Annotated in this window: 12 protein-coding genes; 7 read left to right on the forward strand and 5 right to left on the reverse strand. The window is 41.7% G+C overall.

The window, feature by feature from the left end:
* The first annotated feature begins 17 nt into the window (after positions 1-17).
* From sucC to glnS, 3 genes are all read left to right on the forward strand, one after another.
* Positions 18-1,184 (forward strand): ADP-forming succinate--CoA ligase subunit beta, encoded by a 1,167-nt coding sequence (gene sucC / locus AC2IOM_RS11045; protein ID WP_010560047.1) that lies wholly within the window; start codon positions 18-20, stop codon positions 1,182-1,184.
* Complete coding sequence (sucD, locus tag AC2IOM_RS11050; RefSeq protein WP_010560048.1) at positions 1,184-2,056, forward strand: succinate--CoA ligase subunit alpha; 873 nt, start codon at positions 1,184-1,186, stop codon at positions 2,054-2,056. Before sucC ends, sucD begins: the two co-directional genes overlap by 1 nt.
* Positions 2,057-2,393: 337 nt before the next feature.
* A complete protein-coding gene (gene glnS / locus AC2IOM_RS11055; protein ID WP_486358382.1) occupies positions 2,394-4,061 on the forward strand; it encodes a glutamine--tRNA ligase in 1,668 nt (555 codons plus the stop codon).
* A gap of 90 nt (positions 4,062-4,151) precedes the next feature.
* Here glnS and AC2IOM_RS11060 read toward each other — a convergent pair whose 3' ends face one another.
* From AC2IOM_RS11060 to AC2IOM_RS11075, 4 genes are all read right to left on the reverse strand, one after another.
* On the reverse strand, positions 4,152-5,876 hold the full coding sequence (locus AC2IOM_RS11060) for a proline--tRNA ligase (protein ID WP_010560051.1): 1,725 nt from the start codon (positions 5,874-5,876) through the stop codon (positions 4,152-4,154).
* Between the two features lie 80 nt (positions 5,877-5,956).
* On the reverse strand, positions 5,957-6,679 hold the full coding sequence (tsaA, locus tag AC2IOM_RS11065) for a tRNA (N6-threonylcarbamoyladenosine(37)-N6)-methyltransferase TrmO (protein WP_486358383.1): 723 nt from the start codon (positions 6,677-6,679) through the stop codon (positions 5,957-5,959).
* 66 nt (positions 6,680-6,745) lie between these two features.
* On the reverse strand, positions 6,746-7,222 hold the full coding sequence (locus AC2IOM_RS11070; protein ID WP_010560053.1) for an acyl-CoA thioesterase: 477 nt from the start codon (positions 7,220-7,222) through the stop codon (positions 6,746-6,748).
* A gap of 118 nt (positions 7,223-7,340) precedes the next feature.
* Complete coding sequence (locus AC2IOM_RS11075; RefSeq protein WP_486358384.1) at positions 7,341-8,987, reverse strand: electron transfer flavoprotein-ubiquinone oxidoreductase; 1,647 nt, start codon at positions 8,985-8,987, stop codon at positions 7,341-7,343.
* Between the two features lie 169 nt (positions 8,988-9,156).
* On the opposite strand from AC2IOM_RS11075, the gene AC2IOM_RS11080 reads away from it, so the two are divergent.
* Together AC2IOM_RS11080 and AC2IOM_RS11085 are read left to right on the forward strand one after the other, a co-directional pair.
* Entirely contained in the window at positions 9,157-9,906 is a 750-nt protein-coding gene (locus AC2IOM_RS11080) for an electron transfer flavoprotein subunit beta/FixA family protein (RefSeq protein ID WP_100913414.1), read from the forward strand.
* A complete protein-coding gene (locus tag AC2IOM_RS11085) occupies positions 9,906-10,832 on the forward strand; it encodes an electron transfer flavoprotein subunit alpha/FixB family protein (protein WP_100913413.1) in 927 nt (308 codons plus the stop codon). The genes AC2IOM_RS11080 and AC2IOM_RS11085 overlap by 1 nt, the downstream gene beginning before the upstream one ends.
* Positions 10,833-11,357: 525 nt before the next feature.
* Here AC2IOM_RS11085 and asnS read toward each other — a convergent pair.
* A complete protein-coding gene (gene asnS, locus AC2IOM_RS11090; protein WP_486358385.1) occupies positions 11,358-12,755 on the reverse strand; it encodes an asparagine--tRNA ligase in 1,398 nt (465 codons plus the stop codon).
* Between the two features lie 169 nt (positions 12,756-12,924).
* Here asnS and AC2IOM_RS11095 point away from each other — a divergent pair, with 169 nt between their 5' ends.
* Positions 12,925-13,272, forward strand: coding sequence for a hypothetical protein (locus AC2IOM_RS11095; RefSeq protein ID WP_486358386.1), 348 nt, complete (start codon positions 12,925-12,927; stop codon positions 13,270-13,272).
* Positions 13,269-13,700 carry an AAA family ATPase gene (locus tag AC2IOM_RS11100; protein WP_486358387.1) on the forward strand — a complete coding sequence of 144 codons (432 nt, stop codon included), beginning with the start codon at positions 13,269-13,271 and terminating at the stop codon, positions 13,698-13,700. Before AC2IOM_RS11095 ends, AC2IOM_RS11100 begins: the two co-directional genes overlap by 4 nt.
* The last annotated feature ends 4 nt before the right edge of the window (positions 13,701-13,704 follow it).

A 13,704-nucleotide genomic window follows, 5' to 3' on the forward strand; every position in this document is an offset into this window, starting at 1 on the left:
ACAATTGGAAAAGCATCATGAATTTGCATGAGTATCAGGCAAAGAAATTATTTGCCGACTATGGTTTACCAGTTTCTGAGGGTTATGCATGTGACACTCCTCAGGAAGCTGCAGAAGCTGCTGATAAAATTGGCGGTGACAAGTGGGTTGTTAAATGTCAGGTTCACGCAGGTGGACGTGGTAAAGCGGGCGGTGTAAAGCTTGCTGACAGCAAAGAAGAAATCAAAGAATTTGCACAAAACTGGTTAGGTAAAAACTTAGTTACTTACCAAACTGACGAAAATGGTCAGCCAGTAGCTAAAATCCTTGTTGAAAGCTGCACAGATATCGCTAACGAATTATACCTTGGCGCTGTAGTAGACCGTGCTTCTCGTAAAGTTGTTTTCATGGCATCTACTGAAGGTGGCGTTGAAATCGAACAAGTTGCTGAAGAAACACCAGAACTAATTCACAAAGCTGAGATCGATCCACTAGTAGGTCCTCAAGCTTACCAGGCACGTGAACTAGGCTTCAAACTAGGTTTAAACCCTACGCAAATGAAGCAGTTTGTTAAGATCTTCATGGGTCTTGCTAACATGTTCAACGACCACGATTTCGCACTATTAGAAATCAACCCATTAGTAATCACTGACGAAGGTAACCTTCACTGTCTAGACGGTAAAATCGGTGTAGATGGTAACGCTTTATACCGTCAGCCTAAAATCCGTGAAATGCACGATCCGTCACAAGAAGACGAGCGTGAAGCACACGCAGCTCAGTGGGAACTGAACTACGTAGCACTAGACGGTAACGTTGGTTGTATGGTTAACGGTGCAGGCCTTGCAATGGGTACGATGGACATCGTAAACCTACACGGCGGCAAGCCAGCTAACTTCCTAGACGTAGGTGGCGGCGCGACTAAAGAGCGTGTAGCTGAAGCATTCAAGATCATCTTATCTGATGACAATGTTAAAGCAGTACTAGTTAACATCTTCGGTGGTATCGTACGTTGTGACATGATCGCAGAAGGTATCATTGGTGCAGTTAAAGAAGTTGGTGTAAATGTACCTGTAGTTGTACGTTTAGAAGGTACTAACGCTGATCTTGGTCGTGACGTTCTTGCTAACTCTGGCCTAGACATCATCGCAGCTGAGTCACTAACTGACGCTGCTGAGAAAGTTGTTGCTGCTGCGGAGGGCAAATAATGTCTGTATTAATTAACAAAGATACTAAAGTAATCTGTCAGGGTTTCACTGGCGGCCAAGGTACTTTCCACTCAGAGCAAGCGCTTGAGTACGGTACACAAATGGTTGGTGGTGTTTCTCCAGGTAAAGGTGGTCAAACTCACCTAGGTCTTCCTGTATTTAACACAGTACGTGAAGCAGTAGAATCTACTGGTGCAACTGCATCTGTAATCTACGTTCCAGCACCTTTCTGTAAAGATGCAATCCTTGAAGCTATCGATGCAGGTATCGAGCTAATCGTTTGTATCACTGAAGGTATTCCAACGCTAGACATGGTTGACGTTAAAGTTAAGCTTGACGAAACTGGCGTTCGCATGATTGGTCCAAACTGCCCAGGTGTTATCACTCCGGGTGAAACTAAAATTGGTATCATGCCTGGTCATATCCACAAGCCAGGTAAAGTAGGTATCGTATCACGTTCTGGTACACTTACTTACGAAGCTGTTAAGCAAACAACTGATGCTGGTTTCGGTCAATCAACATGTGTTGGTATCGGTGGTGACCCAATCCCAGGTACTAACTTCATCGACGTTCTTGAAATGTTCGAAAAAGACCCACAAACTGAAGCGATCGTAATGATCGGTGAGATCGGTGGTACAGCTGAAGAAGAAGCTGCTGAATACATTAAAGCTAATGTAACTAAGCCTGTAGTTTCTTACATCGCTGGTGTTACTGCTCCTCCAGGTAAGCGTATGGGTCACGCTGGTGCGATTATCGCTGGCGGTAAAGGTACAGCTGACGAGAAATTCGCAGCGCTAGAAGCAGCAGGCGTTAAAACTGTTCGTTCACTAGCTGATATCGGTAAAGCACTAGCTGAAAAAACTGGCTGGTAATCTACCTATCAATTGAAAAAGGCTGCATCTGCAGCCTTTTTTATTGTCTCAATTTCACATCTTGAAATTAATGATCATCACCCCAAGTTATATCAACTCATAAAAATGCGTTGAAAGTATATTTATTACTCGCACATGGAATTAGTCTTTAACGGGTTAGTTATTGGATTCAATGCGCTAAATTAGCGTGTTATTTGGTTACATACTTAACAGATTCGAAATTAGTTTTTTATTTCACATTTTTTTAGCCCTTGGTTAGTTTGCACCTAGGCGATACGGTTTTTATTTGTAATAATTAGGCCGTTAATTTATTTAATGAATATAGGAAAATTTCGCAATGGCGGAAGCAGAAAATCGAGCAACAAACTTTATCACTAATTTAATTGATAAAGATTTAGCATCAGGAAAACATGCAGCAACACATACACGTTTTCCACCAGAGCCGAATGGTTTTTTACATATTGGTCACGCCAAGTCTATCTGCCTAAACTTTGGTATTGCACAAGACTATAAAGGCCTATGTAACTTACGTTTTGATGATACAAACCCTGAAAAAGAAGACATCGATTACGTAAACTCAATTCAACAAGATGTTAAATGGCTTGGTTTTAACTGGGATGGCGATATTTGTTATTCGTCAAACTATTTTGACGAGTTATACGGCTACGCGGTAGAGCTAATTGAAAAAGGCTTAGCGTACGTATGTTTCTTATCACCAGATGAAGCACGAGAATACCGCGGTACTTTAACAGAAGCAGGTAAAAACAGCCCTTACCGTGATACCAGTGTTGAAGAAAACTTAGCGCTTTTCGAAAAAATGAAAAATGGTGAGTTTAAAGAAGGCGAATGTGTTTTACGCGCAAAAATTGATATGGCGAGTTCATTTATGGTGCTACGCGATCCAATTATTTATCGTATTCGCTTTGCACATCACCACCAAACAGGTGATAAGTGGTGCATCTACCCAATGTACGATTTCACACACTGTATTTCAGATGCGCTAGAAGGTATTACTCACTCGCTTTGTACTCTTGAGTTCCAAGATAACCGTCGTCTATACGATTGGGTTTTAGATAACATTTCACTTGAATGTCATCCACAACAAATTGAGTTTTCTCGTTTAAATCTTGAATACACACTAATGAGTAAGCGTAAGTTAAATGCATTAGTTGAAGAAAAGCATGTAGAAGGTTGGGATGACCCGCGTATGCCAACGATTGCGGGTTTAAAGCGTCGTGGTTATACACCCGCTTCGGTACGCGAATTCTGTAAGCGTATTGGCGTTACAAAACAAGATAATATGGTAGAAATGGGCATGTTAGAAGCGTGTATCCGTGATGACCTAAACGAAAATGCACCGCGTGCAATGGCAGTACTTGATCCGATTAAAGTAGTTATCGAAAATTTCCCAGAAGATAAAGTGGAAGAGCTGACTGTTCAAAATCATCCAAATATCGAAGAAATGGGCACGCGTATCGTTCCTTTCACGCGTGAAGTATTTATCGAGCGTGAAGATTTCCGTCTTGAGGCGAACAAGAAATATAAGCGTTTAGTGCTTGGTAAAGAAGTGCGTTTACGTGGTGCGTATGTTATTAAAGCAGAACGTGTGGACCAAGACGATGCAGGCAACATTACTACTATTTACTGTACTTACGACGATGAAACACTGGGTAAAAATCCAACTGATGGTCGTAAAGTAAAAGGGGTTATTCACTGGGTAAGTGCAAGCCAAGGTGTTCCTGCAGAAGTACGTTTATACGACCGTTTATTTACTGTGCCTAACCCGGCAGCGGAAGAAGACTTTGCCACAGTATTGAACCCAGAGTCTTTAGTACGTTTAACTTCTGCGGTTGTTGAGCCAGCACTTGCCAATGCAGAAGCTGAAGTAGGTTACCAATTTGAACGTACAGGCTATTTCTGTCGAGATAGTAAAGCAGAAGGGTTAGTATTTAACCGTACTGTTGGCTTACGTGATTCTTGGGCGAAAGAAGAAAACAAAGGCTAATTTCAAATAAGGATAGGGGTTATGCCTATCCTTTTTAAAAGACACAAAAAAAGCGCTGTGATAACACAGCGCTTTTTTATTATCTTACAATTATGATTTAACTAGGTTAATAATTGCTTCAATCGCGTTATCTAGGTCAATAAGTTCTTTTTCACCTGTAATACGATTTTTGTATTCGATTTGGTTGTTATCTAGATTACGCTCACCGATCACTAACGTATGCGGTACGCCAACTAATTCCATATCGTTAAACATTACGCCCGGGCGTTCTTTACGGTCATCAAATAGTACATCAATACCAGCAGCTTGAAGATCTGCGTATAACTTGTCGGCAATCTCTGGAATACGATGCGACTTGTGCATATTCATTGGTACAATTGCCAGCTCAAACGGAGCGAGGGCAGTCGGCCATTTAATACCGTATTGGTCGTGGTTTTGTTCGATTGCAGCAGCAACGATGCGCGAAACACCGATACCATAACAACCCATGGTCATAATTTGGTTTTTACCGCTTTCAGCAAGTACGCCTGCTTTCATTGCCTCAGAGTACTTTGTGCCAAGCTGGAAAATATGACCAACTTCAATACCACGTTTGATATTTAATACGCCTTTACCACATGGGCTAGGATCGCCTTCCACAACATTACGAATATCTTCAACTGTGTAGTCGGTAACGTCACGGTCAAAGTTAATGCCACTGTAGTGAACACCATCTTCGTTCGCACCCGCAACAAAATCCGCCATTACAGCCGCTGAACGGTCAACAATAATTGGCATATTTAGACCAACCGGGCCAAGGGAACCTGGCTTTGCACCCGTTGCTTTAACAATGTCTTCTTCCGTTGCAAACTCAAGTGGTGAATCAACCAGTGTTAGCTTTTCAGCTTTAAGCTCATTCAGTTCATGATCGCCACGTACGACGAGCGCAACTAGACCACGTTCTTCATTCTCATTTGGCGCGCCGTAGGCAATTAACGTCTTAACGCCGCGGTGTGGTTTAACACCATGCTGCTGTTTTAGATCTTCAATTGTTTTTGCATTAGGCGTATCGAAACGGTTTAGCTCTTTTGCTGGTGCAGGGCGTTCGATACTTGGTGCTACCGCTTCTGCTTTTTCAATATTCGCTGCGTAGTCTGACTCTGAGCTAAATGCGATGGCATCTTCACCAGATTCTGCAAGTACGTGGAATTCATGCGAAACTGAGCCACCGATTGAACCAGTATCTGCAATTACTGGGCGGTAATCTAACCCTAAACGCTCAAAAACATTACAGTATGCTTGGTGCATTTTCTTATACGTTTCATTTAGGCATTCTTCACTTAAATGGAAAGAATAGGCATCTTTCATGGTGAATTCGCGCGCGCGCATTACACCAAAACGTGGGCGAACTTCGTCACGTACTTTAGTCTGGATTTGATAAAGATTTACCGGCAGTTGTTTGTAACTGCTGATTTCTTTACGAACAAATTCAGTAATAACTTCTTCGTGTGTAGGACCTAACGCAAAAGGACGGTTGTGACGATCATTAATACGCAGTAATTCAGGGCCAAATTGCTCCCAACGACCAGACTCTTGCCAAAGGTCGGCTGGTTGGATAATGGGCATTAACATTTCAATCGCACCGGCTTTGTTCATTTCTTCACGAACAATGTTTTCTACTTTACGTAGTACTTTTAAACCACTTGGTAACCAAGTGTATAAACCCGATGCTAGTTTGCGGATCATTCCCGCGCGTAACATAAGCTGATGGCTGATAATTTCAGCATCAGATGGCGTTTCTTTTAACGTCGCTAAAATATATTGACTAGTACGCATTTGCTTTCCGAAATGTTAAATCTATTTTTATAAGGTAAGGCGCTAAGTTTATCAGTGTATGTAAAAATTCAAAAGCCTTACTATGCTGGCTTTTCGCTATTTTTACTAATTTCTAATACGGTAACGTCGCTTTCAATCACTTGCCATTTAATATTTAAATCAAACAAGCTCATGCCGTATTCTTGTAACCCGGCTTTCGTTTTTTTATAGGCCGGTCGTGGGTCTTGTTTTAATACCTTCTCAATAAAGCTTTGTAGCTCAGGGTAAAGTGCCGAGTTATTCTCACAAAACGTAATGGCTTTATCTGCAAACTCAACAACTAATGGCGTTTCTGGGCGCGTATCGGCAAATCCTGCGGTCGCGTTTGGCAAACTATCCGAATAAGGCAAGTAGGGCTTAATATCTAAGATTGGCGTTCCATCTAGTAAGTCTATACCTGACAACTCAAGCCAAAGTTGACCATGTTCATAGTGCACACCTTCGAGCTTAACCGCACTCATACCAATGCCATTTGGTCTAAAGGTCGCGCGGGTTGCAAACACACCTTTTTTATCGTTGCCGCCTAAACGAGGTGGGCGAACTAATGGCGACCAGCCTTTATCGGCTGTTTCATGAAAACGAAAAATAAGCCAAACATGGCTAAAGCCTTCAATACCACGGACAAACTCTTCACGGTTAAACTCACCAACAAATTTGCACTTGGCTTTTGCTTCTGGAATAAGGCGAGGCTGGCGAGGTATCGCAAATTTTTGTTTATAGGGAGATTCGATAAAGGCAATTGGACTTAATTGGTAGTCATTCATAACACTAACAAACTTAAATAGGCACTGTAAAAGTGCCTATTTTGCCATAAAACGTCTTGAATAAAATTATTCTTCTTTCATTTCTTGTTCGAACACTTTTTCCGCTTGCAGTGACATGTCTTTCATCTTCTGCGCGTATTTTTGAATACGCTTTTCATTTGCGGTTTTTGCTTCAAAGGCAGGAACCGGTACAGGGTAACCCGCTTGATCCGTAGCGACAAAATTGATGATGCAATTATTCGATTCTACCATCTGCCCAGATTTCGGATCGCCACAGCGAACAGCGATAAATATTTGCATACTGGTTTTACCTGTATTAGCTATTTTGGCTTCAACTTCAACGAGTTGCCCAACAAGAATAGGGCGATGAAATTTTATTGCCGCAACTGATACGGTAACACAGTAATGACCACTCCACAGCGCTGCACAAGCATAACCCGCTTGGTCAATCCACTTCATAACAATGCCACCGTGTACTTTACCGCCAAAGTTAACGTCGGTAGGTTCTGCCAAAAATCTAAATGTAACGCTGTCTTTATCCATAATTACTTGATAATCAGTGTGTTGTTTATTGAGTATTAGCGATAACTAAGGTTTTAACAAGTAATAAAAAAGGCATGCTCACGTGGGAGAGCATGCCTTTGACAAATACAATTGGAAATTACATATTCGGGTAATTTGGTCCGCCAGCACCTTCAGGTGTGACCCAAGTAATGTTCTGGCTCGGATCTTTAATATCGCAAGTTTTACAGTGGATGCAGTTTTGCGAATTAATAACGAACGTCGGTTGCCCTTCAACTTCGTTAATTTCATACACGCCTGCTGGGCAATAGCGCTGTGCAGGCTCATTGTACTCAGATAAGTTTTTACCAAGCGGTATGGTATTATCTGCCAGTTTCAAGTGACATGGTTGATCTTCTTCATGGTTAGTGCTTGATAAAAACACCGAACTTAGTTTATCAAAACTAAGTGTGCCATCGGGTTTTGCATAGTTAATTTCCGAATGGCGACTCGCTGGTTCAAGGCAGGCATGATCAGGTGTGTCATCTTTAAAGTTAAACGGTAAACCGCCATTAAACAAGTTTTGATCAATGGTGTTATACATACCACCAAAAAACTTACCAAGCTTATGCATTGCTGGACCAAAGTTTTTGCTGCTGTTTAATTCTTGATAAAGCCATGAATTCTCGAAACGCGATGCAAAGTCATCGAGTTCTGTATTAGCTTTATTTTCCTGTATCGAAGTAAAGATACTTTCCGCGGCCAGCATGCCTGACTTCATTGCGGTGTGATTACCTTTAATCTTGGCAAAATTAAGCGTACCAGCATTACAGCCAACTAACACACCACCTGGAAACGTCATTTTAGGTAATGAGTTCAAACCACCTTTTGCGATGGCCCGTGCGCCATAAGCTATGCGTTTACCGTGTTTCAGTGTATCTGCAAACACCGGGTGATGTTTCATGCGCTGAAATTCATCAAACGGTGACAGGTGCGGATTGCTGTAGTTTAAATCAATGATTAGACCAACAACCACTTGATTGTCATCGCCATGATACATATAAGAGCCGCCGCCGGTATCTTTATCAAGTGGCCAGCCTGCACCATGTACAACAAGCCCGGGTTTATGGTGTTCGCTCGGAATTTCCCAGATTTCTTTAAACCCTAAACCATAATGTTGTGGTGATTTACCTTCATCTAGTTTAAATGTACTGATCAGCTCTTTGCCTAAATGGCCGCGGCAACCTTCAGCAAAAATAGTGTATTTAGCGCGAAGTTCCATACCTGGCATAAAGCCATCTTTTTCTTCGCCAGATTCACTTACGCCCATATCACCTGTGATTATGCCTTTTACCGCATTATCTTCAATAATCAGTGAATGCGCACTAAACCCTGGAAAAATTTCTACGCCTAGGTTTTCTGCTTGTTGTGCTAAAAAACGACATACATTACCCATGGAAACGATGTAGTTGTCGTCATTATGGAACGTTTTTGGCGTGGCAAAAGCAGGTAGCTTTTTCGCACTACGTTCATCATTGAACCAATAAATGTCATCTTGACTCACTTTAGTATTAAGTGGGGCGCCAAGTTCTTGCCAATTTGGTAGTAATTCATTAAGTGCACGGGGTTCAAATACCGCGCCTGATAAGATATGAGCTCCGACCTCTGAACCTTTTTCAACAACACAAATCATTAATTCTTGTTCATTTTCTTGTGCTAGTTGTGCCAGTTTTATAGCGCTTGATAAGCCTGCAGGCCCAGCGCCTACAATAACTACATCAAACTCCATGGTTTCACGTTGTACCATGATATTGCCCCTGTTGAATTAAGCTGGTCTTTGTTAACCAAATAACCTGTTATAGGCTTTAGCATATTTTAGGTTGACGTTTACGTCAACAGGAAGTAGCCTTAAAACCAAATAACGGTTAAATAAGTTTACCTAGGTTTACGTACGCGTAAACATTAAAGGAGAGGTTATGAAAATCCTAGTTCCGGTCAAACGAGTGATCGACTATAACGTAAAAGCGCGCGTAAAAGCCGACAATAGTGATGTTGATCTTAATAATGTAAAAATGGCCCTTAACCCATTTTGTGAAATTGCGGTGGAAGAAGCTATCCGCATTAAAGAAGCAGGCAACGCAACCGAAGTGGTCGTTGTATCAATTGGCGATAAGGCTTGCCAAGAACAGCTTCGTACAGCACTTGCACTCGGTGCAGACAAAGCAATCCAAATTGACACCAGCGAACGTTTGGAGTCGCTGCATGTAGCTAAGCTACTTGCCAAAGTTGTAGAGCAAGAAAACCCAGAGTTAGTCATTTTAGGCAAACAAGCGATTGATTCAGATAACAATCAAACAGGTCAGATGCTTGCAGCGCTAACAAACCGAGCACAAGCAACATTTGCCTCAGAAGTTGTAGTTGATGGCGATAAACTTAATGTGACACGTGAAGTTGATGGTGGTTTACAAACAATTTCGGTTAATTTACCAGCGGTTGTGACTACGGACCTTCGTTTGAATGAGCCTCGTTATGCAACGCTTCCTAATATTATGAAGGCTAAGCGTAAGCCGCTTGATGTATTAACCGCAGCGGATCTTGGCGTTGATGTTACGCCGCGTATTACAACCTTAAAAGTAGAAGAGCCAAGCAAGCGTGAAGCAGGCGAAATTGTCGCAGACGTTGCAACGCTAGTTGAAAAACTAAAAAATGAAGCGAAGGTGATCTAATGTCAGTACTTATTATTGCAGAGCACGAACATGGCGTGCTTAAAAACGACACAGCTAAAGTAGTTTCAGCCACGCAAAAACTCGGTAAGTCGATCACAGTTTTAGTTGCAGGCTTTAATGTAGCCGCAGTAGCAGAAGCTGCAAGCAAAATTGAAGGTGTATCAAATGTGATTGTTGCCGATAATGCAACATTAGAGCATCAACTTGCAGAAAATATGGCAGATCTTGTTGTCGATTTAGCAGGTGATTATTCACATATTTTCGCAGCTGCAACCACAACAGGCAAAAACTTTATGCCGCGAGTGGCTGCACTGTTAGACAAAGTGCAAATTTCTGACATTATCGAAGTGATTGACGAAAATACATTTAAGCGTCCAATTTATGCTGGTAATGCAATTGCTACGGTACAAAGTAGTGAAGATAAACACATTGTTACGGTACGTTCGAGTGCGTTTGATGTAGTAGGTGAGCAAGCGCCAGTAGCTGTTTCATCGTTTGATGCAGTTAAAGAGAACGCGCTAAGCAGTTTTGTTTCACAACAAGAAACAGAAAGTGAACGCCCAGAACTTACCGCAGCAGATGTGATCATCTCAGGTGGCCGTGGTATGCAAAATGGCGAAAACTTTGCATTGTTAAATGGTATCGCAGACAAACTTGGTGCAGCGATTGGTGCATCGCGTGCAGCTGTTGATGCGGGCTTTGTACCAAACGATATGCAAGTAGGGCAGACAGGTAAAATTGTTGCGCCTCAGCTTTATATCGCGGTAGGTATTAGCGGTGCAATTCAGCATCTCGCAGGTATGAAAGACTCTAAAGTGATTGTTGCAATCAACAAAGATCCCGACGCGCCAATCTTCCAAGTTGCCGATTACGGTCTAGTTGCTGATTTATTTGATGTACTTCCAGAACTAGAAGCATCTTTGTAACAACACAACCTTATTCCAATTGTAAAAGCCTTGCTTCTTTAGCAAGGCTTTTTTTATGGTTCTTTTTAGTTTAATTTTCCAAACCTAAGCTGGTTCGTCACAAAACACTACACGTGTAAAAAGTTGCGTGAGCAGATTATTGATTATCATGTGCTTTATAAGCCTGTTGATGTAGTAGATTACTAGGGTCTGTTGACCTTTCAAGTTCGTTTTTGCAGCAGTTTGATTGGGTTTTATACAAGGCGGAGGCTGCGTGGCATAGTTATTCTATGTGAGCCAGCCGATAACACAGTTGAAAAGCCAATCAAGCGCTGGCGAACGGTTCTTTTGAGCGCACTTTTCTCATTGTTGCTCGATATTCGCTTAGATTACTAGGCCACACATCGAGCGCCGCGATAAAAGCACGCTCAAACAGAACAAAAATAGAACAGCAAAGATCAACAGACCCTAGGCTAAAATGACAAAAACAAAAAAACCGGCATTTGCCGGTTTTTCATTAAGTGTGCTTAATTAAACGATACGCGTTTAGTAACTAGCTGAACCTTTTGTACGCGGGAAGGCGATAACGTCACGTACGTTACCCATACCCGTTACGTATGCTACAAGACGTTCAAAACCTAGGCCGAAACCTGAGTGAGGAACAGTACCGTACTTACGTAAATCGCGATACCAAGAGTAATCTTCTTTGTCTAAGCCCATTTCTTCTAAACGTGCATCAAGTACGTCTAAACGTTCTTCACGTTGTGAGCCGCCAATGATTTCACCGATACCAGGTGCAACAACGTCCATTGCTGCAACTGTTTTGCCGTCTTCGTTTTGACGCATGTAGAAGGCTTTAATGTCTTTCGGGTAGTTTTTAATAACTACTGGTGCATTAAAGTGCTCTTCTGCAAGATAGCGCTCGTGCTCTGATTGTAAATCTACACCCCATTCAACTGGGAATTCGAATTTCTTACCACAGCCTTTAAGAATTTCAACAGCGTCTGTGTAGTCAACTTGCGCGAAGTCTTTTTCAACAAAGTCTTCTAAACGTGAAATAGCGGTTTTCTCAACACGTTGTGCAAAGAATTCCATGTCATCACGGCGCTCTTCAAGTACTGCTTTAAATACGTATTTCAGCATATCTTCTGCAAGCGCTGCAATATCGTTAAGATCTGCAAATGCAACTTCAGGCTCAACCATCCAGAATTCAGCTAAGTGACGAGAGGTATTTGAGTTTTCAGCACGGAATGTTGGGCCAAAAGTGTAGATTTTTGACATTGCTGAACAGTAAGTTTCGCCGTTTAGCTGGCCTGATACTGTTAAGAACGCTTCTTTACCGAAGAAGTCTTCGCTGTAATCTACATCGCCTTTATCAGTGCGCGGTAAGTTTTGCATATCAAGCGTAGATACACGGAACATTTCGCCCGCACCTTCACAGTCACTTGCTGTGATAATCGGTGTAGAAATCCAAACGTAACCACGCTCGTGGTAAAAACGGTGAATTGCTTGTGATAAGCAGTTACGAACACGCGTTACTGCACCGATAATATTAGTGCGAGGACGCAAATGTGCGTGTTCACGTAAATATTCAATACTGTGACGCTTTGCAGCCATAGGGTATGTATCTGGGTTTTCTACCCAACCTACTACTTCTACAGATTCAGCTTGAATCTCAAACGATTGGCCTTGTCCTTGTGATTCTACGATTGTACCAACAACCGTTACTGAACAGCCTGCGGTTAGCCTGGTCACTTCTTCATAATTATTGAGTGAATTCGGTACCACAGCTTGAATAGGATCGAAACAACTACCGTCATGAACGGCTAAAAAAGAGATTCCTGCTTTTGAATCGCGACGTGTGCGGATCCAACCTTTAATAGTAACGGTTGCACCTACTTCTACACGGCCTTTCAAAAGGTCTGTGATAGCTATATGGCTCATTTTCACTCCAATGATTAAAATGCCTAAATAAATTCTTGTTGTTCTTACTTAGCATGCGCTAAGAAAGTTTGTTATCTTACCTGTGAAAGAAAAATAAAAAAACAGCAAATTTCCCGATAATGTGTAATATGCTTAAAAATAGTGAAATTTCATTGAATAACTGACGCGTATGATAAAAGAAAGGCGCAGCAAATCACCTGTAAGGCAAAACGTATTACATGCGTTATCAATTATCGCGTGGTTTTTCTTTTTGCTTGCGCTGATTATGTTTCACTACGCAAGACCAGAGCTTGAATATGGCATTATCCGTTATTTTGGTTTATCGCATCGTGATCATTGGTTGATGACGCCACGTAACTTGCTGATTCTTTTTTTAATCTTAACTGGTATTATATCGAGTATTTCAATCATCATGCGTCAGCGTTACAACCGCCGCAGTGATGATATTATCGCGGTTAATCAAATCAGTTTATTAGTTATTTGTATTATTTGTTTATTGGTAATTTTGTTTAGATGAAACAAGTATTTATTTTAAGGGGTCTGCCAGGCTCAGGGAAAAGTCATTACGCTCAGAGTTTGTGTGATGAAATGGTAAATGGCGATGAAGGCCAATTTGTCATTTGTTCAACCGACGATTTTTTTATCAGCGACGGTCAATATCGTTTTGATAAAGCCAAGCTAAGTGAATACCACAACCTTAATTTAGCGCGTTTTATACGTGCGTTGAGCCAACACATTCCTTTGGTGATTTTGGATAATACCAACATTAAAAAGTGGGAATTTATTGCGTATGCTGAAGCAGCGCACGCGCTTGGTTATCAAGTAAAAGAAGTGGTGGTGGGTGAAATTAAAGATAAAGCGATGCAGCACCTTTATTATCAGCGCAACATTCATAAAGTACCGCTAAAAACCATCAACAAAATGGCTTACCTATTTGAATGGTAAGCCA

It is taken from the genome of Pseudoalteromonas sp. NS-SX12 (assembly GCF_057367955.1).

Bases quoted from the DNA above. Each gene is read 5' to 3' on its own strand.
- AC2IOM_RS11070 (WP_010560053.1), bottom strand. From the start codon at position 7,222: ATGGATAAAGACAGCGTTACATTTAGATTTTTGGCAGAACCTACCGAC.
- sucC (WP_010560047.1), top strand. From the start codon at position 18: ATGAATTTGCATGAGTATCAGGCAAAGAAATTATTTGCCGACTATGGT.
- AC2IOM_RS11080 (WP_100913414.1), top strand. From the start codon at position 9,157: ATGAAAATCCTAGTTCCGGTCAAACGAGTGATCGACTATAACGTAAAA.
- AC2IOM_RS11075 (WP_486358384.1), bottom strand. From the start codon at position 8,987: ATGGTACAACGTGAAACCATGGAGTTTGATGTAGTTATTGTAGGCGCT.
- AC2IOM_RS11100 (WP_486358387.1), top strand. From the start codon at position 13,269: ATGAAACAAGTATTTATTTTAAGGGGTCTGCCAGGCTCAGGGAAAAGT.
- AC2IOM_RS11060 (WP_010560051.1), bottom strand. From the start codon at position 5,876: ATGCGTACTAGTCAATATATTTTAGCGACGTTAAAAGAAACGCCATCT.
- AC2IOM_RS11095 (WP_486358386.1), top strand. From the start codon at position 12,925: ATGATAAAAGAAAGGCGCAGCAAATCACCTGTAAGGCAAAACGTATTA.
- glnS (WP_486358382.1), top strand. From the start codon at position 2,394: ATGGCGGAAGCAGAAAATCGAGCAACAAACTTTATCACTAATTTAATT.
- tsaA (WP_486358383.1), bottom strand. From the start codon at position 6,679: ATGAATGACTACCAATTAAGTCCAATTGCCTTTATCGAATCTCCCTAT.
- AC2IOM_RS11085 (WP_100913413.1), top strand. From the start codon at position 9,906: ATGTCAGTACTTATTATTGCAGAGCACGAACATGGCGTGCTTAAAAAC.
- sucD (WP_010560048.1), top strand. From the start codon at position 1,184: ATGTCTGTATTAATTAACAAAGATACTAAAGTAATCTGTCAGGGTTTC.
- asnS (WP_486358385.1), bottom strand. From the start codon at position 12,755: ATGAGCCATATAGCTATCACAGACCTTTTGAAAGGCCGTGTAGAAGTA.